27 protein-coding genes are annotated in these 24,421 nt (G+C 73.0%); 19 read left to right on the forward strand and 8 right to left on the reverse strand.

The genetic code is table 11. From position 1 onward, the window contains the following. Positions 1–26: 26 nt before the first annotated feature. Together RGQ06_RS09215 and RGQ06_RS09220 are read left to right on the forward strand one after the other, a co-directional pair. A complete protein-coding gene (locus RGQ06_RS09215; RefSeq protein ID WP_432426864.1) occupies positions 27–3,488 on the forward strand; it encodes an SIS domain-containing protein in 3,462 nt (1,153 codons plus the stop codon). 25 nt (positions 3,489–3,513) lie between these two features. Further along, positions 3,514–3,888 carry a holo-ACP synthase gene (locus tag RGQ06_RS09220; protein WP_432427702.1) on the forward strand — a complete coding sequence of 125 codons (375 nt, stop codon included), beginning with the start codon at positions 3,514–3,516 and terminating at the stop codon, positions 3,886–3,888. A gap of 9 nt (positions 3,889–3,897) precedes the next feature. On the opposite strand, the gene RGQ06_RS09225 is transcribed toward RGQ06_RS09220, so the two are convergent. Further along, entirely contained in the window at positions 3,898–4,800 is a 903-nt protein-coding gene (locus RGQ06_RS09225) for a hypothetical protein (RefSeq protein WP_432426863.1), read from the reverse strand. 90 nt (positions 4,801–4,890) lie between these two features. On the opposite strand from RGQ06_RS09225, the gene RGQ06_RS09230 reads away from it, so the two are divergent. The 7 genes from RGQ06_RS09230 (at position 4,891) to tsaD (ending at position 11,167) form a co-directional block, all read left to right on the forward strand. After that, the gene (locus tag RGQ06_RS09230; protein WP_432426862.1) at positions 4,891–6,255 is read left to right on the forward strand and encodes an NAD(P)H-hydrate dehydratase; all 1,365 of its coding nucleotides are present in this window, start codon (positions 4,891–4,893) and stop codon (positions 6,253–6,255) included. Beyond that, the gene (alr, locus tag RGQ06_RS09235) at positions 6,252–7,409 is read left to right on the forward strand and encodes an alanine racemase (RefSeq protein WP_432426861.1); all 1,158 of its coding nucleotides are present in this window, start codon (positions 6,252–6,254) and stop codon (positions 7,407–7,409) included. Before RGQ06_RS09230 ends, alr begins: the two co-directional genes overlap by 4 nt. Next, positions 7,409–8,275, forward strand: a complete 867-nt coding sequence (locus tag RGQ06_RS09240) for a P1 family peptidase (protein WP_432426860.1) — start codon at positions 7,409–7,411, stop codon at positions 8,273–8,275. Before alr ends, RGQ06_RS09240 begins: the two co-directional genes overlap by 1 nt. A gap of 95 nt (positions 8,276–8,370) precedes the next feature. Continuing rightward, the gene (gene tsaE / locus RGQ06_RS09245; protein ID WP_432426859.1) at positions 8,371–8,856 is read left to right on the forward strand and encodes a tRNA (adenosine(37)-N6)-threonylcarbamoyltransferase complex ATPase subunit type 1 TsaE; all 486 of its coding nucleotides are present in this window, start codon (positions 8,371–8,373) and stop codon (positions 8,854–8,856) included. Further along, positions 8,857–9,573, forward strand: coding sequence for a tRNA (adenosine(37)-N6)-threonylcarbamoyltransferase complex dimerization subunit type 1 TsaB (gene tsaB, locus RGQ06_RS09250; RefSeq protein WP_432426858.1), 717 nt, complete (start codon positions 8,857–8,859; stop codon positions 9,571–9,573). A gap of 8 nt (positions 9,574–9,581) precedes the next feature. Then, positions 9,582–10,136: a ribosomal protein S18-alanine N-acetyltransferase gene (gene rimI, locus RGQ06_RS09255; protein ID WP_432430715.1), complete on the forward strand. Its 555-nt coding sequence runs from the start codon at positions 9,582–9,584 to the stop codon at positions 10,134–10,136. Then, a complete protein-coding gene (gene tsaD, locus RGQ06_RS09260; protein ID WP_432426856.1) occupies positions 10,133–11,167 on the forward strand; it encodes a tRNA (adenosine(37)-N6)-threonylcarbamoyltransferase complex transferase subunit TsaD in 1,035 nt (344 codons plus the stop codon). The genes rimI and tsaD overlap by 4 nt, the downstream gene beginning before the upstream one ends. Positions 11,168–11,173: 6 nt before the next feature. On the opposite strand, the gene RGQ06_RS09265 is transcribed toward tsaD, so the two are convergent. Next, complete coding sequence (locus tag RGQ06_RS09265; RefSeq protein ID WP_432426855.1) at positions 11,174–11,452, reverse strand: antitoxin; 279 nt, start codon at positions 11,450–11,452, stop codon at positions 11,174–11,176. Positions 11,453–11,516: 64 nt separating this feature from the next. On the opposite strand from RGQ06_RS09265, the gene RGQ06_RS09270 reads away from it, so the two are divergent. The 6 genes from RGQ06_RS09270 (at position 11,517) to RGQ06_RS09295 (ending at position 15,459) form a co-directional block, all read left to right on the forward strand. Next, the gene (locus RGQ06_RS09270; RefSeq protein ID WP_432426854.1) at positions 11,517–12,002 is read left to right on the forward strand and encodes a hypothetical protein; all 486 of its coding nucleotides are present in this window, start codon (positions 11,517–11,519) and stop codon (positions 12,000–12,002) included. A gap of 28 nt (positions 12,003–12,030) precedes the next feature. Further along, positions 12,031–12,420, forward strand: a complete 390-nt coding sequence (locus tag RGQ06_RS09275; RefSeq protein WP_432426853.1) for an FHA domain-containing protein — start codon at positions 12,031–12,033, stop codon at positions 12,418–12,420. Positions 12,421–12,521: 101 nt separating this feature from the next. Beyond that, the gene (gene groES, locus RGQ06_RS09280; RefSeq protein ID WP_432426852.1) at positions 12,522–12,812 is read left to right on the forward strand and encodes a co-chaperone GroES; all 291 of its coding nucleotides are present in this window, start codon (positions 12,522–12,524) and stop codon (positions 12,810–12,812) included. Between the two features lie 15 nt (positions 12,813–12,827). After that, a complete protein-coding gene (groL, locus tag RGQ06_RS09285) occupies positions 12,828–14,471 on the forward strand; it encodes a chaperonin GroEL (RefSeq protein WP_432426851.1) in 1,644 nt (547 codons plus the stop codon). Between the two features lie 96 nt (positions 14,472–14,567). Further along, a complete protein-coding gene (locus tag RGQ06_RS09290; RefSeq protein ID WP_432426850.1) occupies positions 14,568–14,750 on the forward strand; it encodes a hypothetical protein in 183 nt (60 codons plus the stop codon). A 31-nt stretch (positions 14,751–14,781) separates the two neighbouring features. Beyond that, positions 14,782–15,459, forward strand: a complete 678-nt coding sequence (locus RGQ06_RS09295) for an NUDIX hydrolase (protein WP_432426849.1) — start codon at positions 14,782–14,784, stop codon at positions 15,457–15,459. Positions 15,460–15,468: 9 nt separating this feature from the next. Here RGQ06_RS09295 and RGQ06_RS09300 read toward each other — a convergent pair whose 3' ends face one another. After that, a complete protein-coding gene (locus tag RGQ06_RS09300; protein WP_432426848.1) occupies positions 15,469–15,894 on the reverse strand; it encodes a hypothetical protein in 426 nt (141 codons plus the stop codon). A gap of 136 nt (positions 15,895–16,030) precedes the next feature. On the opposite strand from RGQ06_RS09300, the gene RGQ06_RS09305 reads away from it, so the two are divergent. Further along, the gene (locus RGQ06_RS09305) at positions 16,031–16,312 is read left to right on the forward strand and encodes an Lrp/AsnC family transcriptional regulator (protein ID WP_432426847.1); all 282 of its coding nucleotides are present in this window, start codon (positions 16,031–16,033) and stop codon (positions 16,310–16,312) included. Between the two features lie 14 nt (positions 16,313–16,326). Here the strand turns inward: RGQ06_RS09305 and RGQ06_RS09310 are convergent, their stop codons facing one another. Together RGQ06_RS09310 and RGQ06_RS09315 are read right to left on the reverse strand one after the other, a co-directional pair. Next, the gene (locus RGQ06_RS09310; protein ID WP_432426846.1) at positions 16,327–17,136 is read right to left on the reverse strand and encodes a class I SAM-dependent methyltransferase; all 810 of its coding nucleotides are present in this window, start codon (positions 17,134–17,136) and stop codon (positions 16,327–16,329) included. A gap of 16 nt (positions 17,137–17,152) precedes the next feature. After that, complete coding sequence (locus RGQ06_RS09315; protein ID WP_432426845.1) at positions 17,153–17,887, reverse strand: SDR family NAD(P)-dependent oxidoreductase; 735 nt, start codon at positions 17,885–17,887, stop codon at positions 17,153–17,155. Positions 17,888–17,966: 79 nt separating this feature from the next. Between RGQ06_RS09315 and RGQ06_RS09320 the strand changes: the two genes are divergently transcribed. Continuing rightward, the gene (locus RGQ06_RS09320) at positions 17,967–18,533 is read left to right on the forward strand and encodes an AAA family ATPase (RefSeq protein ID WP_432426844.1); all 567 of its coding nucleotides are present in this window, start codon (positions 17,967–17,969) and stop codon (positions 18,531–18,533) included. A 69-nt stretch (positions 18,534–18,602) separates the two neighbouring features. On the opposite strand, the gene RGQ06_RS09325 is transcribed toward RGQ06_RS09320, so the two are convergent. Together RGQ06_RS09325 and guaB are read right to left on the reverse strand one after the other, a co-directional pair. Further along, a complete protein-coding gene (locus RGQ06_RS09325; protein WP_432426843.1) occupies positions 18,603–19,664 on the reverse strand; it encodes a hypothetical protein in 1,062 nt (353 codons plus the stop codon). Positions 19,665–19,779: 115 nt separating this feature from the next. Next, positions 19,780–21,312 carry an IMP dehydrogenase gene (gene guaB, locus RGQ06_RS09330; protein WP_432426842.1) on the reverse strand — a complete coding sequence of 511 codons (1,533 nt, stop codon included), beginning with the start codon at positions 21,310–21,312 and terminating at the stop codon, positions 19,780–19,782. Positions 21,313–21,375: 63 nt separating this feature from the next. Between guaB and RGQ06_RS09335 the strand changes: the two genes are divergently transcribed. After that, a complete protein-coding gene (locus RGQ06_RS09335; protein ID WP_432426841.1) occupies positions 21,376–22,797 on the forward strand; it encodes a pyridoxal phosphate-dependent decarboxylase family protein in 1,422 nt (473 codons plus the stop codon). Here RGQ06_RS09335 and RGQ06_RS09340 read toward each other — a convergent pair. Next, positions 22,787–23,332 (reverse strand): hypothetical protein, encoded by a 546-nt coding sequence (locus RGQ06_RS09340; protein WP_432426840.1) that lies wholly within the window; start codon positions 23,330–23,332, stop codon positions 22,787–22,789. The two genes, RGQ06_RS09335 and RGQ06_RS09340, sit on opposite strands and share 11 nt — an antisense overlap. Positions 23,333–23,422: 90 nt before the next feature. Here RGQ06_RS09340 and RGQ06_RS09345 point away from each other — a divergent pair, with 90 nt between their 5' ends. Beyond that, a complete protein-coding gene (locus RGQ06_RS09345) occupies positions 23,423–24,379 on the forward strand; it encodes an alpha/beta fold hydrolase (protein ID WP_432426839.1) in 957 nt (318 codons plus the stop codon). Positions 24,380–24,421 lie beyond the last annotated feature (42 nt).

The following is a 24,421-nucleotide window of genomic DNA, read 5'->3' on the forward strand; positions in this document are numbered from 1 at the left end:
GGCCGGACCGGGCAGAATGGTCGGCCATGTGCGGAATCATCGCCGTCCTCCGGCGCCCCGTCGACCGGGTCGATCTCCCGGCCGAGCCGGTGGTGGCTGCCCTCGACCGTGGCGTGCAGTCGCTGCGCCGCGCCATCGACGACGCGCCCGCGGCCGGGCCGGCGATCGACGCGCTGCAGGAGGTCGCCGTCGACCTCGAGCAGGTGGCCGATGACCTGCACGGCCCCCGGGGCGTGCGCCTGCTGCTCACCGACACCGCGGCCTCGTCGCGCATCCGGGGTCTGGCCAAGACCCTCGGCCAGACCGTGGTCGAGCTCGACGCCGCGCTCGGCCTCCTGGTCGTCGACCACGACACCGAGGCCCGCAACGCCGCTGCCGTCCGGGTCAAGGACGCCGCATGGACCATCGAGCGGGACCGGCTGCGCCTCGCCGACGGCGTCGCCACCCTGGTCGGCCGAGACACCGGCTGGTCTGCGATCGAGGCCTGCACCCAGATCGAGCAGGCGCTCTCGGCCATCGACCGCCTCGAGGTCCGGGGCCGGGACTCCGCCGGCGTCATGGTGCTCGTCCGCGACCACGGGCTCGACCCGTCGGACCCGGCCGTCGCCGGCCTGCTCGACGGGCGCGCGGACGACCCCCTGCTGCGCTCGCGCGCCGTGCGCCTCGTCGACGGCAACGGCGGCCCGGCCAGCCAGCTGGCCTTCGCCTACAAGGCCGCCGCCGAGATCGGCGAGCTCGGCGACAACACCGCCGCCATCCGCGCCCACATCGTCGGTGACGAGCTGCTGCGCCTGGCGCTGGCGTCGCCCGACGCCCAGGCGGTCGTGCTCGGCCACACCCGCTGGGCCAGCGTCGGCATCATCTCCGAGGCCAACGCCCACCCGCTCGACTCCCTCGAGCACGAGCAGGCCGAGGTCGGCCCGTTCGTGGCCGCGGCGCTCAACGGCGACGTCGACAACTTCGCCGACCTGAAGTCGGTGAACGGCCTCTCCATCCACGCCGAGGTCACCACCGACGCCAAGGTCATCCCCACGCTCGTGTCCCGCCGGGTGGTGGCCGGCGACGACGCGCTCGAGGCCTTCCGCGCCAGCGTGGCGTCCTTCGAGGGCAGCGTCGCCATCGCCGCCACCGTCGCCGAGCGCCCCGACGCCCTCGCCCTGGCGCTGCGCGGCTCGGGTCAGGCGCTCTACGTCGGCCTGGTCGACGACGCCTACATCGTCGCCTCCGAGCCCTACGGCCTCGTGGAGGAGACCAGCCGCTACGTGCGCATGGACGGCGAGACCCCGGCCAACCCGGACAACCCCAACGCCAGCCGCGGCCAGATCCTGCTGCTCGACGGGACCAGGGCCGGGAGCCTCGAGGGCATCGAGCGGATCGCCTACGACGGCACCGTGCTGCCCGTCACCGAGGACGACGTGGTCACCGCCACCATCACCACGCGGGACATCGACCGGGGCGACTTCCCGCACTTCCTGCTCAAGGAGATCACCGAGTCGCCGGTGAGCTTCCACAAGACCCTGCGCGGCCGCCTGGTCGAGGACGGCGACGAGCTGCGGGTCGTGCTGCCCGAGGACTCGTTCCCGTCCGACATCCGGGCCCGGCTCGCCGACGGCTCGATCACCCGCATCCTCGCCATCGGGCAGGGCACCGCGTCGATCGCCAGCCGCGGGCTCGCCGCCCTCCTCGCCGACGCCGCCGACCGCCGCGGCGTCCAGCTCGAGGCCATCCCGGCCACCGAGCTGTCCGGCTTCCGGCTCCGCAGCGACATGTCCGACACGCTGATCATCGCCATCAGCCAGTCGGGCACGACGACGGACACGAACCGCACCGTGGACCTGGTCCGCGGTCGGGGTGCGTCGGTCATCGCCATCGTCAACCGGCGGGGGTCGGACCTCACCGACCGGGCCGAGGGCGTGCTCTACACCTCCGACGGGCGCGACGTGGAGATGGCGGTGCCGTCGACCAAGGCGTTCTACGCCCAGATCGCGGCCGGGAACCTGCTGGCCATCGCCATCGCGGCCGAGTGGGGCGAGGAGCCCGACCAGAGCCTGCTGCGCGCCATGCGGGACCTGCCCGACGCCATGCGGGCCACGCTCGAGACCCGGCCCGCCATCGCAGAGGCCGCCCACGAGTGGTGCCCGCCCCGGCGCTACTGGGCCCTGGTCGGCAACGGCACCAACCGCATCGCCGCCGAGGAGCTGCGGATCAAGCTCTCCGAGCTCTGCTACAAGTCGATCGCCTGCGATGCCACCGAGGACAAGAAGCACATCGACCTGTCCTCCGAGCCGCTGATCCTCGTCTGCGCCGCCGGCCTCACCGGCTCCAACGTCGACGACGTGGCCAAGGAGGTGGCGATCTACCGGGCCCACAAGGCGGCACCGATCGTCATCGCCACCGAGGGCGAAGCCCGCTTCGCCGCCGCCCTGGCCGTGCTCACCGTGCCCGAGACCCACGAGGCGCTGGCCTTCATCCTCGCCACCATGGTCGGGCACCTCTTCGGCTACGAGGCCGCCCTCGCCATCGACGCGCAGGCCACGCCCCTGAAGGAGGTCCGCGGCGGCATCGAGTCGGCCATCGAGGGCGGCGCCCTCGACGGCGAGCGCGTCCTGTCCGAGCTGCGCGGCTCCGTGATGCCGCCGGTGCAGGCGTTCTTCGACGGCCTCCGTGCCGGTCGCTACGACGGCCACCTCGAGGCCTCCACCGCGGTGCGCACCGCGAACCTGCTCCGCTACGCCATCGGTGCCGTGTCCCTCGACGCCTACCAGCTCGACCACGGCAAGGTCGGCACGCCCTCGGTGCTGGTCGAGGACCTCACCGCTGCGCTCACCCGCGCCATCGACGAGCTCACCCGGCCCATCGACGCCATCAAGCACCAGGCCAAGACCGTCACCGTGGGCATCTCCCGCACCGACGAGTCGATGCTCGAGGTCCCCCTCGTGCGCGAGGTCCTGGCTGCCGGTGCGCCTCGGGACCGGCTCACGTACAAGAACCTGCGCACGCTCGCCGACGTGTCGCCGGCCGTCGAGGAGGTGGTGGGCTACACCCGCTACCGCATCGAGGGCACCGTCGACGACACCTCCGGCGCCGGCGCCACGATCACCGTGATCGACCGGGGTGGCATCGCCCGCGACCTGCCCCTGCGCACCGAGCAGAACCCGGTGCTGCGCGGCACCAAGCACCAGGTGGCCGCCGACCAGGAGCTGCTGGTCGGTCGGGGCCGCAGCGACGACCGCACCATCGTCATCGTCCCCGAGGTCAAGGACGGCACCACCACCGGCATCACGCTGCTGCACGTGCGCTTCGCCGACCGGCTCTCCGTCGCGTCGGCCCGGGGCGTGCTGTCGGGCTACCGCCGCCGCCTCGCCGCGCTGCGCGACGCCGTGACCGAGACCGAGCCGACCTTCCGCGACGACCTGCTGGCCGAGGTCCCCGTCGTCGACCTGCTCACCCTGCCCATCAGCCTCCTGGCCGATCGGTGGCGGTCCTGAGCGAGGGATGCCGGTCGTGAGCCCGGTGGGCGTGCTCGGTGTCGGCATCGACCTCGTCGACGTCGACCGCTTCCGGGTGTCGCTGGCGCGCACGCCGTCCATGCGGGCGCGCATGTTCACCGACGGCGAGCGGGCCTACGCCGAGACGGCGAACGACCCGACGGAGCGCTACGCCGCCCGCTTCGCCGCCAAGGAGGCGGTGATGAAGGCGATGGGCGTGGGCCTCGGTGCCTTCGGGTTCCACGACGTCGAGGTGCTCCGGGCCGACGGCGGCCAGCCGTCGCTCCGCGTCGTCGGCGCGGCCGAGCTGCTCGCCGTGGAGCGCGGGGTGCTGGCCTGGCAGCTCAGCCTCACCCACACCGCCACCTCGGCGGGCGCGGTGGTCGTCGCCCTCGGCTGACCCGCGAACTCAGCGGGGGAGCAGCTCGGGCCGGAAGCGGTCCTCGGCGTGGCCGCGCAGCTCCTCGGGGATCGTCACCGCCCGGCGGCTGACGGTGTCCAGCGCCACGTCGACGACCTCGAAGGCCACGAGCAGGTCGCCGCGGTCGAGGTCGTAGCCCCACATGACCCGGTGGGTGGTCTTGTCCCGGATCTCCACCACGGCGCCGAAGGACTGGATGCGGTCGCCCCGGCGGGGGAGGCGGTGGATCACCATCCGGTTCTCCATGGTCGCCCACCCCACGAGCTGGCCGTCGGGACCGGGGTGCAGCGTGGGGCCGGTGGCGCCCTCCAGGGCCTCGCCGCCCCACAGCAGGAAGGGCGCGGCGGCCGGGTCGTAGCTGCCGTCGGGGCGGCACTCGTCGCCCTCGATGGTGCGGGGGCGCCGCATCGCGAGCAGCGCGTCCGCCTGCACGTCGTCGAGGCTGGGCGCGGTCTCGAGCGGCGCGGTGTCGAGGGCGATGCTCCGGGGTCGGCCGTGCTCGGGGATCTCGCCGGTGGTGAGATCGGCCGCCGGGGGCCAGGCCGCGACCAGGTCGACGCCGTGCCGTGCCTCGAGGCGGTGCACGAAGCTGGCGGCGAGCTCGTCGGTCTCGGTGTTGCGCAGCTCGTGGTAGAGGCGCAGGACGCCGCCGCCGTGGGACAGCACGGTGCTGCGCACCTCGAGCCGGGCGTCGAGCAGCTGCTCCCGGAAGTGTCGGGTGTAGATGTCCACGGCCTGGACCGACAGGTCACCGGAGCCGCCGAGGTCCCGGACGACCGCGTCGCTCGCGGCCCGGGCGGCCACGCCGTAGTACCGCACGTTCATGTGCCCGAGGTGGTCGATCATCTCCTCGGTGACGGTGGTGCGGTGGGTGGTCTGCAGGTCGCTCATGTGGGGCTCGGTCCCTCCTCGTCAGCCGGACGACGGTAGCGGTGGGCCCCCGGGAACCCGTAGGCCGGCCACCGGTGGCAGGATCGGTCGGTGCTCCCCGTCGTCCGGATCGCCGAGATGCAAGCCATCGACGCCGACGCGCCCGAACCGGTCGACGTCCTGATCGACCGGGCGGGCGCGGCTGTGGCCCGTGCCGCCCTCGACCTGCTCGGCGGGGGCTACGGCATGCGGGTGGTCGTGCTGGCCGGCCCGGGCAACAACGGCGCCGACGGGCGCTCCGCAGCGCGCACGCTCCGCCGGCGGGGCGTGCGCGCCGACGTGATCGAGCTGGCCGATGCGCCCGACGTGCTGCCGGCCGCCGACCTGGTCATCGACGCGGCCCTCGGCACCGGCGCCAGCCGGCCCCACCACGCGCCCGACCCGGGCGCCGCGCTGGTCCTCGCCGTCGACATCCCGTCGGGCATCCACGGCGACACCGGCGAGGCCGTCGGGTCGCCCATGCGGGCCGACCTCACCGTCACCTTCGCCGCCCTGAAGCCGGGCCTGCTCCTCGGCGACGGCCCCGCCCACACCGGCGCGATCCGCATGGCCGACATCGGCCTCGACGTGGCCCGCGCCCGGATCCACCTCCTCGACGACGCCGGCGCGGCCGCGCTGCTGCCCCGCCGGGACAGCGGCGCCCACAAGTGGCACCGGTCGGTGCTCGTCGTGGCCGGCAGCCCGGGGATGACCGGCGCCGCCTCCATGGCCGCCGAGGCCGCCCAGCGGGCCGGCGCCGGCATGGTCCGCCTCGCCACCCCCGGCGGGGGGCACGGTGCGGACGTGCCGCGCGAGGTCGTCACGCTCGACGTGGCGGAGGCCGGCTGGGCTGACGCGCTCGCCGAGGATCCCGGCAAGCTGCACGCGCTCGCGGTCGGACCGGGCATGGGCACCGCCATGGCCACCCGCCACCAGATCCGCACGCTGGTCGCCGGCATCGACGTGCCGGTGGTGGTCGACGGTGACGGCCTCACGGCGCTCGGCACGGAGGCGGCGTCGGTCATCGGCCGGCGGCGCTCCGGCACCGTCCTCACCCCGCACGACGGCGAGTTCGAGCGCCTCGCCGGCCACCGGCCGGGCGTCGACCGCGTCGCCGACGTGGTGACCCTCGCCGAGCGCACCGGCGCGGTGGTGCTGCTGAAGGGTCCGACGACGGTGGTCGCCGCGCCCGACGGTCAGGTCCGCCTCGTCCGCGCCGGCGACGACCGGCTGGCCACGGCCGGCACCGGTGACGTGCTCACCGGCATCGTCGCCGCCCTCCTCGCCGGTGGCCTCGACCCCCTCGACGCCGCCGCGGTCGGCGCCCACGTGCACGGCCTCGCCGGCCGGGCCGGACCCCGCCACGGCACGGTGGCCTCCGACGTGATCGATGGCATCCCGGTGGCGCTCGGGCACCTGCTCGGGGACGAGCGGTGACCGCTGTTCCCGACCAGGGCGGGTCGGTCGCCCAGATCGACCTGGATGCCGTCGCCCACAACGTCGGGGTGCTCGCCGATCACGCTGCAGGCGCTCAGGTGTGCGCGGTCGTGAAGGCCGACGGCTACGGGCACGGCGCCGTCCCCGTCGCCCGGGCGGCCCTGGACGCCGGCGCGAGCTGGCTCGGCGTGGCCCAGGTGCAGGAGGCCCGCGCGCTGCGCGCCGCGGGCATCGACGCCCCCGTGCTGGTGCTGAGCGAGTGCGACACGTCGACCGACACCCTCGACCACGCGCTGGCGATGGACCTGCACCTCGTCGGCTACCGGTCCGCGTTCCTCGAGGCCGTGTCCGAGCGCGCCCGCGCCCTGGGCGCGCGGCCGGCCCGGATCCACCTCAAGGTCGACACCGGCATGCGCCGGGTCGGGTGCGAGCCGCACGAGGCGGTCGATCTGGCCCGCCGCATCGTCGAGGACCCGCACCTGGCGCTCGCCGGCACCATGACCCACCTCGCGGTGGCCGACGAGCCCGGGAACCCCGGCACCGGCGTGCAGATCGACCGGTTCGAGGGGGTGCTCGCCGCGCTCGACGGGGCCGGCATCGACCCCGGGGTCCGCCACGCCGCCAACTCGGCCGCCGCCCTCCTGCACCCACGCGCCCACCTCGACCTGGTCCGCACCGGCATCGCCGTCTACGGCATCCCCCCGTCGCCGGTGCTCTCCGGGGTCGCACCGCTGCGACCGGCCATGCGCTGGACCTCCGAGGTCCGTTTCGTGAAGCCGGTGGCGCGCGGCGAGGGCGTCTCCTACGGGCACCGCCACGTCTTCGAGGAGGCCACCGTGGTCGCCACCGTGCCGGTGGGGTACGCCGACGGCTACCGCCGGCGCCTCGGCCTCGTCGGGGGCGTCGTGCTCATCCGCGGCCGGCGGTGCCCGATCGTCGGCGTCGTCACGATGGACCAGCTCGTGGTGGACGTCGGAGCGGGCGGCGACGTGGCCGTCGGGGACGAGGTCGTCCTCATCGGCGCCCAGGGGGACGACGAGGTCAGCGCCACCGAGCTGGCCCTGCTGGTGGACACCATCGGCTACGAGATCACCTGCGCCGTCAGCCCCCGCGTGGCCCGACACCACCTCGGCGGCCTGGAGGCCCCGGCCTGATGGTCACCGACGTCGAGGGCGTGCGGGTCGGTCACTGGACCGACGCCGAGGCTCGCACGGGCTGCACGGTGGTCCTGCTCCCCGAGGGCACGGTCGCCTCCGGCGAGGTCCGCGGCGGTGCCCCCGCCACCCGGGAGTTCGCCCTGCTCGACCCGACCCGCATGGTCACGCGCCTGGATGCCGTGGTGCTCAGCGGGGGCTCTGCGTTCGGCCTCGCCGCAGCGGACGGGGTGATGGCCCACCTGGCCGAGGCCGGCGTCGGGTTCGAGACCGTCGGCGGCCCGGTGCCCATCGTCGTCGGGATGTCGCTGTACGACCTGGCGGTCGGTGATCCCGCCGTGCGACCGACCGCCCAGCACGGACGGATCGCCGCCGAGGCTGCGACCGGGGGCGCGGTGAGCACCGGCCTGGTCGGCGCCGGCACCGGTGCGACCGTGGCGAAGTGGCGCGGCCCGGAGCACCGGCGACCGGGTGCGCTGGTGGCCGCGACGCGCCGAGGCCGGGACGGGCTCGTCGTCGCCGCCCTCGTGGCCGTGAACGCGTTCGGCGAACCGGGGGCCGACCCCGGCGACGTGGCCGAGGGGAGCGTGGCGGGTTCGGATCTCGCCCGGGGTGCGCCCGGCACGAACACGACGATCGGCGTGGTGGTCACCAACGCCCGGCTGGACAAGGTCGCCTGCCACCTCCTGGCCCAGTCCGCGCACCACGGGCTCGCCCGGTCCGTGGCGCCGTCGCACACCTCCGTCGACGGCGACGCGTTCGTTGCCGCGGCGACGGGGAAGGTCGATGCCGAGGTCGCCGTGGTCCGCAACCTGGCCGTCGCCGCGGTGAGCGATGCCGTCCTCACCCTCGCCGGGTCCGGCTGAGGGGTCGACACGCTGGTGAGCGCCCACCACCCCGGCGGTAACGTTGCCCGCGTGCTGCGCCCCGTCGACGCCGCCGTCCGCATCGGACCCCAGGCATGATCCTGCGCGCCCGCACCACCGGTGCCGACGCGACCCGTGCGCTCGCGGGAGCGATCGCCGAGCAGGCCGCCGGGGGCGACCTGATCCTGCTCGCCGGTGAGCTCGGCGCCGGCAAGACCGCCTTCGTGCAGGGATTCGGCGCCGCCCTCGGGGTGGACCAGCCCATCACGAGCCCGACGTTCACGCTGGCGCACCACTACGAGGGCCGCCTCGTGCTGCACCACCTCGACGTCTACCGCCTCGAGCGCATCTCCGAGATCGACGACATCGGCGTGTCCGAGCTGCTCGACGGCAACGGCGTCGTGCTCATCGAGTGGGGCGACGCGGTCGCGCCGGCCCTGCCCAACGACTACCTCGAGATCACGCTGCGCTACGGCGAGGGCGACGACGACCGGCACCTCGAGCTGCGCTGCGTCGGCGGTCGGTGGTCGGCTCGACACCGCACCCTCGGCGAGAAGCTCCAGCCCTGGGCGGAGGACTAGATGCTCATCCTCGGGATCTCCACCTCGACCAAGCAGGTCGGTGCGGCCATCGGCGGGCACGAGGGTGTGCTCGCGTCGGCGCACTCGGCCCGCGGCAAGCGCCACGCCGAGAACCTGGCCCCGTCCATCGACTTCGTCCGGCGCCAGGCCCGCATCGAGCTCGACGAGATCTCCGTCGTCGCGGTCGACATCGGCCCTGGGCTCTTCACCGGGCTCCGGGTCGGCATCGCCGCCGCCAAGGCGATGGCCCATGCCCTGCGGGTGCCGATGATCGGGATCTCCAGCCTCGACCTGCTGGCCTGGCCGGTCCGCCACACGTCGCGGGAGATCGTCGCGGTCATCGACGCCCGCCGGGGCGAGGTGTTCTACGCCCGCTACCGGCCCACGCCCGGCGGCGTGCAGCGCCTGGGCGAGCCCGTCGTGGCCTCCCCGGACGACCTGCGGGCCGACCTGGAGGCCACCGACAGCGACTACCTCATCGTCGGCGACGGTGGGCTGCGCTACGCCGACGAGCTCGACCGCATCATCCGGGTCGAGGTCGCCGAGCAGCACCTTGCCCACCCCAACGCCGCCTCGCTCGTGCAGCTGGCCCACGCCAAGGCGATCCGGGAGGACTTCGTCCAGCCCTGGCAGCTCGAGCCCCTGTACCTGCGCCCGCCCGACGCCGAGATCAACTGGAGCACCCGCGAGGGCCTCACGCCCGGCGAGGCCCGCTGACCATGGTCATGCACGAGCTCGACGACCGTCGTGCCGCGTCGGCTCCGGTCCGCATCGGCCCCATGCGGCGCCGCCACCTGCGTGGTGTGCTGCGCATCGAGGAGCTGGCCAACCCGCGGCCGTGGTCGCTGAGCCTGTTCCTGTCGGAGCTGCGCTACACCGAGTCCCGGGCCTACCTGATCGCCCGGGTCGGCACGGAGATCGTCGGGTACGCCGGGTTGATGCTCGTGGCCGGCGACGGCCACGTCACCAACGTCGGCGTCGACCCCGACCACCGCCGCCGCGGCATCGCCACCCGGCTGATGCTGGAGCTGGTCCGCCGGGGCCTCGAGGAGGGCGCCGAGGCGCTCACGCTCGAGGTGCGGGTCTCCAACGTCGCCGCCCAGGAGCTGTACCGGCGCTTCGGGTTCGTGCCCGCCGGCGTGCGCAAGAACTACTACTCCGACGCCAACGAGGACGCCCTGATCATGTGGGCCACCGACATCGACACCCCCGACTACCGCGCCCGGCTCCAGGCCATCGAGCAGGCGCTGCCCACCCCCACCCTCCGGGAGGCGACGTGAACCAGCCCACCCGAGACCTCTCGACCGTGCGGACCGTGCTCGGCATCGAGAGCTCGTGCGACGAGACCGCAGCCGCCGTCGTGCGCGACGGGCGGATGCAGCTCTCGTCGGTGATCTCCAGCCAGATCGACCGCCACGCCCGCTTCGGCGGGGTCGTGCCCGAGATCGCCTCGCGCGCCCACGTCGAGATGCTCAACCCGGTGATCGCCGAGGCCATCGTGCAGGCCGGCATCGCGGATGCCGAGATCGACGCCGTCGCCGCCACCTACGGACCCGGCCTGGTCGGCTCCCTGCTGGTCGGCGTGTCGGCGGCCAAGGCGCTCGCCCTGGTCTGGGACGTGCCCTTCGTGGCCGTGAACCACCTCGAGGCCCACCTGTACTCGTCGATGCTGGAGGACCCCACCTTCGAGCTGCCGGTCGTGGTGCTGCTCGTGTCCGGTGGGCACACGATGCTGGTCCACTGGGAGGCCGAGGGCAGCTACCGGGTGCTCGGCGGCACCATCGACGACGCCGCCGGCGAGGCCTACGACAAGGTCGCCCGCTACCTGGGCCTGGGATACCCGGGCGGCCCGGTCATCGACCGCATCAGCCTCGACGGAGACCCGGAGGCCATCGCCTTCCCCCGGGCGCTGCCCGACCGGCCCTACGACTTCTCCTTCTCCGGGCTCAAGACCTCGGTCGTGAACCACGTGCGCAAGCACCCCGACGTCAGCGCCGAGGACGTGGCCGCGTCGTTCCAGGAGGCCGTGGTCGACGTGCTCGTCACCAAGACCCGGCGCGCCGCCGCCGACGTGGGCGCGAAGGGCATCAGCATCGGAGGTGGCGTGGCCGCCAACTCCCGCCTGCGCGAGCAGATCCTCACGGTGTGCGCGGAGGACGGGCTCGCCGCCTACCTCCCCGATCGCGCCAACTGCACCGACAACGCGGCGATGGTCGCCGCGGCCGGGTGGTGGCAGCTGCAGCGGGCGGGTGAATCGCCGCTCGACACGGGTGCCGACCCGGGCCTGGGCCTGGGGTCGCCCGCCGCCTGAGCTGCGCTAGCGGGTCGGGCCGGCCGGTCCGCCCGGAGGTGTGCCGTCGGCGGTGCCGGTGCCGGGATCGTCACCCTCGTCCTTGACCTTGTCGAGGTTGCGGGCCACGGAGTCCTCGACCTTGTCCAGCTTGTCGCGGTACTTGCCGCCGGTCTTCTGGTCGATCGTGGACGTCGCCTTCTCGACCGTCCCCGTGATCTTGTCGGCGTTCTTCGCCGCCAGGCCCTTGGCCTTGTCGACGTTCTCCTTCGATGCCAGCTTCTTCACCTTGTTCATCAAACCCATCGGGGTCTCCTTCGTTCGCGGGACCCCACCTTTACCCGCCGAGGGGCCGGGGTACCGTCGGCCCGTGCCCGACTCCCCCCTCGACATCGACGTCGTCGACCTCGAGTCGCTCGTCCTGGCCCGCAACGACGCGCACCCCGACGGCGACTGGTGGTTCGATCCGCGCACCGGCGCGGTCCTGTACTTCGGGGTCGACGACGACGAGGACCTGCCCCGGCTGGTGCAGGGCGTGCACGTGCTGATCCCGCGGGAGGCCCAGCCGCGGGAGGACATCGACGACTTCCTCGCCTCCGACGAGCTCGCGTCGGTGGGGGAGGACGTCGTGGTCCGCCTGCTCGAGGCCTACCGGGGCCGGGGTGGCCTGAGGCGGTTCCGTGAGGTCGTGGCCCGCACGGCAGCGGCGGAGGCGTGGGGTCGGTTCATGCTCGCCCGCGAGGGCGGTCGAGCCATCGACTGGCTCATCGAGCGCGGCCTCGTCGACGTGGCGTCCGCTCGCCGGCGCCAGCGGGAGCTGCGGTGGTCAGCCGACGCCGGAGCGGATACGGAGTGACCCGAACCTCATCCGAGGGAGGAGCGCTGTGAGCGACCACGACGATGCACAGGACCTGACCGGGGTCCTCCCCATCCAGCAGCTCCGCCTCTCGGACCTGCTCGACGGCGACCCGCCGCTGCCGCACGCCGTGCTCGTGGTGCTCAGCGGACCGGCGCGGGGGACGACGCTGGTGGTGGGCGCGCTGCCCGCCGAGATCGGGCGGGCCCCGGAGGCCGACCTGGTGCTCGAGGACGACACGGTGTCGCGCCACCACGCCGTGCTGCGGGGCGACCGGGGCGGGCTCGAGCTCGAGGACCTCGGCTCCTCCAACGGCACCAACATCAACGGCAACCCGATGGCCGGTGCCCTCAGCCTGCTCGACGGCGATCTGGTCACGTTCGGGTCGGCCACCTGCCTGGTGAAGCGGATCGGGTGACCGCTGGTTAGCAGTCTCGTCTTGCGAGTGCCAGCCCGGTCCGTTACCGTTAGCACTCGTCCGTACCGAGTGCTAACGCGTCACCCATGGAGGCGTCCCCGATGAACCTGCAGCCCCTCGAGGACCGCATCGTCGTCCGTCCGAGCGAGTCCGAAGAGACCACCGCAAGCGGCCTGGTCATCCCCGACACCGCCAAGGAGAAGCCCCAGCAGGGCGAGGTCCTGGCCGTCGGCCCCGGCAAGCGCTCCGAGCAGTCCGGTGAGCTCATCCCCGTCGACGTCTCCGTCGGCGACACCGTCGTCTACAGCAAGTACGGAGGCACCGAGATCGCCTCCGGCGGCGAGGATCTCCTGATCCTGAACGCCCGCGACGTGCTCGCCATCGTCAAGTAAGGAAAAGACTCACACATGGCAAAGATCCTGAAGTTCGGCGACGAAGCTCGCCGCTCCCTCGAGGCCGGCGTCAACCGCCTGGCCGACTCCGTGAAGGTGACGATCGGCCCCAAGGGCCGCAACGTCGTGCTCGAGAAGAAGTTCGGCGCACCGACCATCACCAACGACGGCGTGTCCATCGCCCGTGAGGTCGAGCTCGAGGACCCGTTCGAGAACATGGGCGCCCAGCTGGTGAAGGAGGTGGCCACCAAGACCAACGACATCGCTGGCGACGGCACCACCACCGCCACCGTGCTGGCCCAGTCGCTCGTGCACGAAGGCCTCCGCAACGTGGCCGCCGGCGCCTCCCCGATGCAGCTCAAGAAGGGCATCGAGGCCGCCGTCAAGGCTGCGGTCGACTCGATCGCCGAGCAGGCCAACGAGATCGACGACAAGAGCGAGATCGCTCAGGTCGCCGCCATCTCCGCTGCCGACCCGACCATCGGTGAGATCCTCGCCGACGCCATCGACAAGGTCGGCAAGGACGGCGTGGTCACCGTCGAGGAGTCCAACACCTTCGGCATGGACCTCGAGTTCACCGAGGGCATGCAGTTCGACAAGGGCTACCTGTCGCCGTACTTCGTCTCCGACGCGGAGCGCCAGGAAGCCGTCCTCGAGGACCCCTACATCCTCCTCTACGGCTCCAAGATCTCCTCGGTCCAGGACGTGCTCCCGGTCCTCGAGAAGGTCATGCAGTCCGGCAAGCCGCTGGTGATCGTCGCCGAGGACGTCGAGGGCGAAGCCCTGGCCGTGCTCGTGGTGAACAAGATCCGTGGCACCTTCACCGCCGCTGCGGTCAAGGCCCCCGGCTTCGGCGAGCGCCGCAAGGCGATGCTGCAGGACATGGCCATCCTCACCGGTGGCCAGGTCATCTCCGAAGAGGTCGGCCTCAAGCTCGAGAGCACGACCCTCGACCTGCTCGGCACCGCCCGCAAGGTGATCATCACCAAGGACGACACCACGATCGTCGAGGGTGGCGGCTCCGAAGCTGACGTCGCCGGCCGCATCGAGCAGATCAAGCGCGAGATCGACGACACCGACTCCGACTGGGATCGCGAGAAGCTCCAGGAGCGCCTCGCCAAGCTCAGCGGCGGCGTCGCCGTGGTCCGCGTGGGTGCAGCCACCGAGGTGGAGCTCAAGGAGAAGAAGCACCGCATCGAGGACGCCCTCTCGGCGACCCGTGCAGCCATCGAGGAAGGCGTGGTCGCCGGTGGCGGCACCGCCCTGCTCCGGGCCCGCGCTGCCGTGCAGAAGGTGATCGACAGCCTCGAGGAGGACCAGCAGACCGGCGCTCGCGCCGTGTACACCGCGCTGGCCGCCCCGGCCCGTCAGATCGCCGTCAACGCCGGCCTCGAAGGCGCCGTGGTGGTCGAGGCCGTCGAGCGCGAGACCGGCACGAGCGGCTTCAACGCCGCCACCGGCGAGTACGTCGACCTGGTCAAGGCCGGCGTCATCGACCCGGCCAAGGTCACGCGTGCGGCGCTGCAGAACGCGGCGTCCATCGCAGCCATGGTCCTCACCACCGAGTGCCTGGTCGCTGACCAGCCCGAGGACGAGCCGGCGATGCCCGGCGGTGGCGACATGGGCGGCATGGGCGGCATGGGCGGGATGGGCTTCTAGCCCCCTCCCCCTGATCGACCCAGATCCGACGGTGCCGGGCCCGAGTGGCCCGGCACTCGCCGTTTTCGCCCGGGGCGTGGCTAGCCTCGGTCCGGTATGGAGATCCCCCCGCCGAACCCCGAAAAGCTCCTCGACCACTGGATGGAGTGGGAGAAGGGTGAGATCCCCCCGGGCGAGCTCATGAAGCAGCTGAAGATGCACGGCATGCGCCAGCTGCTCGAGGGCATCGTCGCCGATTCCGAAGGCGGCGGTGAGACCGTCGGTGACGTGCTCGGCTGACCGTGCGCCAGCCCCGGCACCCTCGCCGACCGTGAGCCGGGGCGGGCCCCAGCGCATCCCCCGACCGCCGGGCACCCGGCCCGGAGGGCCGCCGTCCTGGGCGTCGCTGCCCGAGGACCACCGCCATCCGAGCCTGGACCAGGTGCGTGCCGCGCTGGCGGCAGGCCCCGAAGCCCGTCGCTCGCCGGTGGAGGGCCTGACCAGCCGGTGCTCGGCGGTGCTCGCTCCGCTCTACGAGCACGACGGCGAGACCCACGTGGTGCTCACCCGTCGGGCCTGGCACATGCGCTCCCACACCGGAGAGGTCAGCTTCCCGGGTGGCAAGCAGGAGCCGGGGGAGACCCCGTGGCAGACCGCGCTCCGGGAGGCCCACGAGGAGGTCGCGCTCGACCCTGCCTCCGTCGAGCAGGTCGGCGAGCTCCACCACCTCGCCACGGTCACCAGCCGCTCCTCGATCGTGCCCTACGTGGGTGTGCTGCCCGGCCGGCCCCGGCTGGCACCGAACCCCGACGAGGTCGACGCCATCCTCCACGTCTCCCTGGCCGACCTGCTCGACCCGGAGGCGTACCGCCAGGAGCGCTGGGGCCTCCCGGGCATCGACCGGCCGATCCACTTCTTCGAGATCGTCGGGGACACCATCTGGGGTGCCACCGCCTCCATGCTCGTCGACCTGCTGAACCGCATCACCACTCCTACGCCGACGAGCTGAGCCCCGACGTCAGACCAGCGCCTCCTCCGACACCAGGTGGGTGAGTGGGAGGTCGGGGTACGCCGCGGCCATGCGGCGGGGGACGTCGAAGCGCCACCAGCGGGAGATCCCGCGCGGGAGCGTCGACAGCACGAGGCCGTCGAAGGTGCCCGCACCCTCCCGGCGCAGGACGACCCCGACGGCGTAGACCGGGTTGGCGTCGCCGACCTCGCCGGTGGCGCCCATCCCCATCGACGCCAACCGTTCGAGCATCTCGTCCAGGGTCTTGTTCGCCCCCGCGTGCACCTCACCCTCGGTCCACGCGTGGTCCGGGTGGTGCATCGGCACCACCAGGTGGAACCGGCAGCCCGGATGCGCTGCTCGCAGCTCGCGCAGGTGCTCGACCAGGTGCGCGCCGCCGAGCGTCTTGTGGGCAACGACCAGGTAGCGGCGCATCGCAGCCTCCCCCCGTCATGCTCGGCCCTCGTGTGCCGAGCGGCTCTGCCACGAGCATGCGCCCGACCGGTGCGGCTGTCCAGCCCCGGGCAGCGACCGGGGGCGTCCCCGGGTCCGGGCGCCTAGCCTCGACGACGTGCTCGCCGCCTTCGTGCTGATCCAGGCCCGCCCCGACGCCATCACCGAGCTCGGCCACGCGCTGGCCGACACCGAGGGTGTGCGGGAGGCCCATTCGGTCGCCGGATCCGGGTTCGATCTGGTGGCTGTGCTCGCCGTGCCCGACCACGAGGCGATCGCCACCGTCGTCACGGAGCGCATCTCCAAGCTCGACGGGGTGATCGACACCACGACGATGATCGCCTTCCGGCAGTACTCCACGGCCGAGCTCGACGCCAGCTACGACGACTTCGTCGGGTAGGCGGCGCTGCGGGGTCAGCTGCCTGGCTTCTCGGCGACGAACAGCAGCGCGCCGCCCTTCGACCGGGCGGAGAAGCCCTCCAGGCCGGCGGCGCTGCACATCTCCTCGAGCTCCCGGGCTCCGAAGTACCGCAACCCCGAGAGACGGGCGAAGGCCTGCTCGGCTGTGCGGCCGATGCTCCCGAGCGGCTGCAGCGGTGCGACCAGGGTCATGCCGATGAACCTGCCTCCCGGCCGCACGACACGCGCCACCTCGTCGATGACCGCAGCTGGGTCGCCGAAGAGGTAGAGGGCAGCGGCGCAGTGCACCACGTCGACGGTCGCGTCGCCGATCGGCAAGGTGTGGGCATCGACCCGGGCGAACCCGATGGAGGAGCTGTCCGGCGTGGCCTGCACCGCCTGCTCGAGCATCGGTACGGACAGGTCCAGCCCGACGACGGAGGCGCCGTCGAGCCCGGCGGCGAGCCGGCGCGTGGTGTTGCCCGGCCCGCAGGCCAGGTCGAGGACGGTCGCACCCACTGTGGGCTCGAGCCACTCGATCAGCTGGTCGGTCTCCGCGGCGGGATCGGTGCCGCCGGCGAGGCGGGTGAACAGCGGGCGCCAGATGGACTCGTAGATCGAGACCAGGGGTCGGAACCGCATCGCTCGCTGTCCCGGCGTGTCGCGCTGGACCACGGCCCGGACCAGGTCTGGCGCCCGGCCGGCGATCAGGTCGAAGCGGTGACCGGCGCGGCAGGTGACGGCATCCGGACCCGCCGGCTCCAGCGCTGCGCCGCAGTCGGGGCAGCGGAGGACATCCAGCACCGGCCGGAGGGAGGCAGCCACACCGCCACGGTAGGCGTCAGGTGGCGGAGAAGCCGCCGTCGACGGCGATGGCCTGCCCGGTGACGAAGGCGGCGGCGTCGGAGCAGAGGAACACCGCGATGCCGGCGAAGTCCCCGGGCGTGCCGTTGCGGCCCACCATGGTGCGGGCCGCGAGTGCCTCGGCTCGTTCGGGCTCCTCGACGAAGATGCGCTCGGTCATGGCCGTGCGGACGAAACCGGGGATCACGCAGTTCACGGTGACGCCGGCGGGGGACCAGGCCTCGGCCTGCGAGCGGGTCAGGCCGAGGAGCCCGGCCTTCGACGCGCCGTAGCCGCCGCTGTTCCCGAACGCCCGCCACGACTGCTGGGAGCCGACGTGCAGGATGCGACCCCAGCCTCGCTCGACCATGCCCGGTGCCAGTCGCTGGCCGAGCAGGAAGGGCGCGGTCAGGTTCACCGCCATCGTGGTCGCCCAGTCGTCGGTGGTGAGCTCCCGCATCGGCGGGCGGAGGTTGACGCCGGCGGCGTTGACCACGATGTCGATGTCGCCCACCTGGCCGCAGAGGTGGTCGATCTGCCCCTCGTCGCCGACGTCGGCGACGGTCCAGCTGGCGCGCTCGCCGATCTCGTCGGCTGCACGCTCCAGGTCCGCCGGGGTTCGTGCCACGAGCACCACCTCTGCGCCCGCAGCGGCGAGCGCACCGGCCATCGCCCGGCCGATGCCGGTGCTTGCCCCGGTGACGAGCGTGCGTCGACCGTCGAGAGAGAACACCGCGGCAGCCTTGCTGATGGCTGCCCCGTCGGCACGGTGACTTCCCGGCGATGGATGGCGCCGGTGGCAGGCTCGGCCCGTGGGCGAGGACGAGGCAACCGTGCCGGGCGGATCCGCGAGGCGGATCCTCATCTACGGGGTGACCGGGTCGGGCAAGACGACGTTGGCACGGGCGATCGGCGAGCGGGCGGGCATCCCCTGGCACTCCGCCGACGACGAGCTCGGTTGGCTGCCCGGCTGGGTGGAGCGCCCGACTGACGAGCAGCGCGCGATCGCCGCCGAGATCGCCGCCCGTGACGCATGGGTGCTCGACACCGCCTACAGCCGCTGGCGCGACGTGGTGATGCCCCGGGTGCAGCTGATCGTGGCCCTCGACTACCGCAGGTCGGTCTCCCTGCGGCGGTTGCTCCGCCGGACGGTCCGCCGGGTGGTCCGGCGGGAGCGGGTCTGCAACGGCAACCAGGAGACGTGGCGACGGGCCGTCAACCGTGACTCGATCATCCGCTGGCACTTCCGGACGTTCCCCACGAAGCTGGCGCAGATCGACGAGTGGGTGGCCGACCCATCCGGGCCGCCGGTGATGCGGCTGCGGTCGCCGGCGGAGACCGAGCGCTGGTTGGAGACGTTCGGCGCACCGATGGCCTGAGCACGAGGTCCGGGACGGGTTCGACCGCTCACCGGGGCGCGCCGGTGACCCGGCCTGGGCGTGGCCGGGTCAGCTGGCGCTCTTGGCGACGGGTTGGTCGGGGGCGCGGGGCGGCCGGTCCAGGTGGTGCCGTGGCGGTCGGTGGCCACCCATCGTCCGTCTTCGATGGGTGCGCAGGTCGATGTGGACGTTGACCCGCACGGCGGAGCGGGCGCGGGTGCGGCGGCGGGCCCGCCGCCGCCGGCAGGTCTCGGCTCGGCGCAGCCGGCGGCGGACGGCGTCGAGCCGTTCCAGCGGGTCGGTCAGGTCGAGGTCGGTGTCGAGGGCTTCGTCGAGGGTGTCGATGGGGGCCCAGCCGTCGAAGGTGTCCTCTGCGTCGCGATCTTCTTCCCGCTCCGACCGCTCGTCGTCGCCGTCGGTGGGGGTGGCGCCCCAGCGGGTGTCGTCGGGGTCGAGGGCGGCGCGGCACACGTCGTCCAGGGCGTCGGCTCGGCGTTCGCCGAGCCCCCGCTGGTACGGCCCCTCCTTGGGGTCGGGGTCGTCGGTCCAGGCGTCGAGCGCGGCGGCCACGTTGAGGAACGCGGACGGGGACAGGTCGGCGTGGACCTCACCACCGCCGAAGAGCCGTTGGGTCATGGTGAGGCTGTGGCGGGGGACCTGGCGAACGGTCCGTTCCTGGTCGACCAGGCCGGTCCAGTGCCGGATGGCGGTCGACCAGTGCTCGGCGGGGCAGCCCCGGGCGTTGAGGCGCAGCAGGGCATCGAGGGAATCGGCCAGCCACGGTTCGCGCTCGTCTGTGACAGCTCGGCCCAGCGTGTCGGCCCGGGACAGGGCCAGCGCACCGGACAGCACGGCCTCGGACAGGGCCGGGTGGCGGTGGCACAGGCCGGCGATGCGTTCGAGCCGGTGGGCCTCGGGCTCGGAGCAGTGTGTGTAGGCCAGCAGCCACCGCTTGGCCGACGTGGCACCGGCGGCCCGCCACGCCGAGGTCGGCCACAGATCGAGCAGGTCGGCGACCAGGGTGCGCTGCGCGTGCTCGACCGCAGCGGCCGAGGCCGCCGCCCGGTCCAACCGCGCACGCGCCGTGGACGCGACGTCGGCGTCTCGGGCGAAGGTGGCGGGACCGGGCATGACCCCATTCTCCTCAGAGGGTCCGACAGGAACGGTGCGAACCGGACATCGCCCGACGAGATCCGAGATCGCGTCGTGGCGCAGATCGAGCCCCTCCGCCCCGTGGGCGCCCGAGCTACTTCACCCGGTAGTTCGGGGCTTCCTTGGTGATGGTGATGTCGTGGGGATGGGACTCGCGCAGCGCCGCCGAGGTGATGCGCACGAACTGGCTCTCGGTGCGCAGCTCGTCGATGGTGGGGGTGCCGCAGTAGCCCATGGCCGCACGCAGGCCGCCGGCGAACTGGTGGATCAGCGGGGCGACCGGGCCCTTGTAGGCGACCCGGCCCTCGATGCCCTCGGGCACGAGCTTGGCGACCTCGTCCACGTGGCCCTGGAAGTAGCGGTCCTTGGAGAAGCTGCGGGCCTCGGCCTGCTCGTCGCCTCCGGAGGAGCGGTCGCCCATGGCGCCCATCGAGCCCATGCCCCGGTACTGCTTGAAGCGCTCACCCTGGTGGACGATGACCTCGCCCGGCGCCTCGTCGGTGCCCGCGAGCATGGAGCCGAGCATGACGGTGCTGGCGCCGGCGGCGAGGGCCTTGGCGATGTCGCCGGTGTGCTGCACACCGCCGTCGGCGATGACCGGCACGCCCAGCTCGTTCGCCGCCTCGGCGCAGTCGGCGACGGCGGTGATCTGGGGGACGCCGACGCCGGTGACGACCCGAGTTGTGCAAATGCTCCCCGGCCCCACGCCGCACTTCACGGCGTCGGCGCCGTTGGCGACCAGGGCCCGCACGGCCTCGGCGGTGGCGATGTTGCCGGCCACGACGTCGACGTTCCAGCGGGACTTGACCTCCTTGACCGTGTCGAGCACGCCACGGGAGTGGCCGTGGGCGGTGTCGACGATGAGGACGTCGACCCCGGCGCTGACCAGCGCCTCGCAGCGGTCGAGGGCGTCGGCCCCGACGCCGACGGCGGCGCCGACCCGGAGGCGACCCCGCTCGTCCTGGGTGGCGTGGGGGAAGTCGTCGCGCTTGGTGATGTCCTTGATCGTGATGAGGCCGCAGAGCTTGCCGGCGTCGTCGACGATGGGCAGCTTCTCGATGCGGTTCTGCCACAGGATCCGGCGGGCCTCGTCGAGCGTGGTGCCGACCGGAGCGGTGACCAGCGGGGGCTTGCGCATGACCGCGCTGATCGACTGGTCGTGGTCGTCGACGAAGCGCAGGTCGCGGTTGGTGAGCAGGCCGACGAGGGTGCCGTCGCGGTCGGTGATGGGCACGCCGGAGACCTTGTACTTGGCCATCAGGTCGAGCGCGTCGTACACGTGGGCGTCGGCGCCGAGGGTGACCGGGTCCTCGATCATCCCGGACTGCGAGCGCTTCACCCGGTCGACCTCGACCGCCTGGTCCTCGATGGAGAGGTTGCGGTGCACGATGCCGATGCCGCCGAGCCGGGCGAGCGCGATGGCCATGCGGGCCTCGGTGACCGTGTCCATCGCCGCCGACACGATGGGCAGCGCGAGGCGGATGCCGGGCGTGAGGATCGACGAGGTGTCGACCTCGTGGGGGAGGACGTCGGACTCACCGGGGACGAGCAGGACGTCGTCGTAGGTCAGACCCAGCTTGGCGAACCGGGGATGGACGGCGTCGGACTGGTCGAATCGCGCTCCCATGGAGCGAGGGTAACGCGCTCGCACCGACCCGGCCTCCACCGGCCGCCGCTACCGTCGCCGCCGATGACCGGCGAGCACATGAGCCCCGACGAGTTCCGGCGCCTCGGACACGAGTACGTGGACTGGGTGGCGTCCTACTGGGAGCGGGTGGGGGAGCTGCCGGTGCAGTCCACCGTCGCCCCCGGCGAGGTCTTCGCCTCGCTGCCGGCCAGCCCCCCGTCGACGGGCGCCGACGACCTCGCAGCCGTGCTCGCCGACGTGGACGAGCTGATCCTGCCCGGCCTCACCCACTGGCAGCACCCCTCGTTCTTCGCCTTCTTCCCGGCCAACACCTCCGGGCCGGGGGTGCTCGCCGACCTGCTCTCCTCGGGCCTCGGCGTGAACGGCATGAACTGGGCGACGAGCCCGGCCTGCACCGAGGTCGAGATGCGCATGCTCGACTGGTTCGTCGAGCTGCTCGGCCTGCCCGACCACCTCCGCCACGACCACGACGGCCCCGGCGGCGGCGTGCTGCAGGACTCGGCCTCCTCCGCCACCCTCGTCGCGCTGCTCGCCGCCCGGAAGCGGGTCACCGACGGCGGCGATCTCTCCCGGCTGCGGGCCTACACGTCCGAGCACGCCCACTCGTCGGTGGTGAAGGGCGCCCGGGTGGCCGGCCTGGCCGACGACCAGGTGCGCCTCGTCCCCGCCGACGCCACCCATGCCATGCGGGCCGACGCGCTCGCCGACGCGATCGAGGCCGACGTGGCCGCCGGCCTGGTCCCGTTCTTCTGCTGCGCCACCGCCGGCACCACGTCCTCGATGGCGTTCGACCCGGTGCCCGAGATCGCCGACATCTGCGCTACCTCGGGCATCTGGTGCCACGTCGACGCCGCGATGGCGGGGTCCGCGGCGGTGTGCCCCGAGCTGCGCTGGGTGACCGACGGCGCCGAGCGGGTCGACTCCTGGTCGTTCAACCCGCACAAGTGGCTCTTCACCACCTTCGACTGCACCTGCCTCTGGTTCCGTGACGCCCGGCCGGTGGTCGACGCGCTGTCGATCACGCCGGTGTACCTGCGCAACGAGCAGAGCGAGTCCGGCGCGGTGGTCGACTTCCGCGACTGGCAGGTCCCGCTCGGGCGGCGCTTCCGGGCGCTGAAGCCGTGGTTGGTGATGCGCCACTACGGCGCCGACGGCCTCGCCCGCCACATCCGGGAGCACGTCCGGCTCGGCCGCCTGCTGGCCGACCGGGTGCTGGACGATCCCCGGTTCGAGCTGGCTGCCCCGCCCGCGCTGAACCTGGTGGTGCTGCGCTGCACGGGTGACGACGCGGACCGGCGCACGACCGAGCTGCTGGAGCGCGTGAACGCGTCCGGGGAGGCGCTGCTCACCCCGACCGTGCTCGACGGGCGGCCGGCGATCCGCGTCTGCGTGGGCCAGACCTGGACCACCCAGGTCCACGTCGACGCGCTCTGGGCGTTGCTGGAGCGTTCGCTCAGCAGCTGATGGTGAACGACGCGGTGATCTCCGAGCCGTCGTCGAAGTTGATCATCGGGAAGTCCGTCGCGGACACGACGTTCCCGTCGACCGAGACGGTGCCCTCGGCCTCGCTGCCGGAGTAGCCGACCGACTCCCCGAGCGCGCCCACGTCGACCGACACGTCGTCTCCGGCGAACTGGCTGTCCTCGCTGTAGCGGGTGAAGTCGATGCGGACCTCGTCGCCGGCGGCGTTGGTGCCCTGGGCCTGGGCGGTGGCCAGGATCGAGCCGCCACCGGCCGCCGCCGGTTGCTCCTCCAGGAAGCAGAGGCCGGGGCCGAGCTCGATCTCCTCCCCGCCGAACACCAGCATCCCGCCCCCGCCGCCCGGCGCGGCCGACTGGTCCTCCGCCTCAGCCTCCGCGTCGTCGGCCCCGACGTCTTCGACGGCTCCCACGTCGACGTCGTCGACGGCGGTGCCGTCGTCGTCGTCGCCGCAACCAGCGAGCAGCAGGACGCTGCTCACCCCCATCGCGACCACCAGTCGCGTCGTGCGTGCGCCCATGTCGCCTGCCCCTCTCGCTCGCCTCCCGGGACCGTACGACGGATCCCGACCGGCTGCAGCGCTGGTGCGGCCGCTGCCACACTGCGTGGCATGCGCCCCGATGACGCCGACCTCGACCCGGACCGCTTCGAGGTCCACCGCTTCGAGGGTCGGGGCTTCCGCCAGGCCTACGTGCGGGAGAACCCCGGCGGCGTGCCGCTGCTGTGCGTGCACGGCTGGCCGGAGACGAAGCGGATCTGGTGGCGGGTCATCGAACCACTGGCCGCGGCCGGCTTCGAGGTGATCGTCCCGGACCTGCGCGGCTTCGGCGACTCCGACGTGGCGCCCGACGGGTTCCACGACGTGGCCAGCCACAGCCGCGACCTGCACGCCCTGGTCACGGCGCCGGAGCGCGAGGGGGGCCTCGGTCACGAGCGGGTGGTGCTGTGCGGCGGCGACCTCGGCGGCCCCGTGATCCAGGACCTGGCGCTGCGCTTCCCCGAGGTCGTCGAGCGGATGGTCCTGTTCAACTCGCCGCTGCCCTACGACAAGGAGACGATGGCCGGGATGGACACCCGGCCCCGGGCCGGCGCCGCCGACTACTTCCTGCGCCAGGGCACCGACCCCGATGGCCTCGCGGCCGAGCTCGACACGCCCGAGCAGCGGCGGTCCTACATCGCCACCTTCTACACGTCGCGCTTCTGGGCCCACCCCGGCTCCTTCACCAGCGGCCAGCTGCCCGGGGGCCCGGCCGTGGACTTCCACACCGAGCCCTTCGCCGACGCAGCCAAGCTCCGGGCGTCGTTCGGTGGGTACGAGTCCGCGTTCTCGGAGGCGGCTCGCTCGGAGCCGCCCCTGCTGGCCCGCAACCCCGACGTGGAGACCCTGCTGCTCTTCGGGCCGAGCGACCACGTGCTCTACCCGGCCTTCGACCAGATGGCGGCCGTGACGTTCCCCGACCACGTGGGACCGTTCCTGCTCCGCGACTGCGGCCACTTCGTGCCGTGGGAGGCGCCGCACCAGCTGGTGTCGGCCACCCGGGCGTTCTGCCGCGATCTGCTGGCCTGAGAGGCCACCTCACTACACTCGCCCCTTTCCCTGAAACCGCCG

Origin of the sequence: Salinilacustrithrix flava (assembly GCF_041228405.1) — a bacterium.
Lineage (GTDB): Bacteria > Actinomycetota > Acidimicrobiia > Acidimicrobiales > Salinilacustritrichaceae > Salinilacustrithrix > Salinilacustrithrix flava.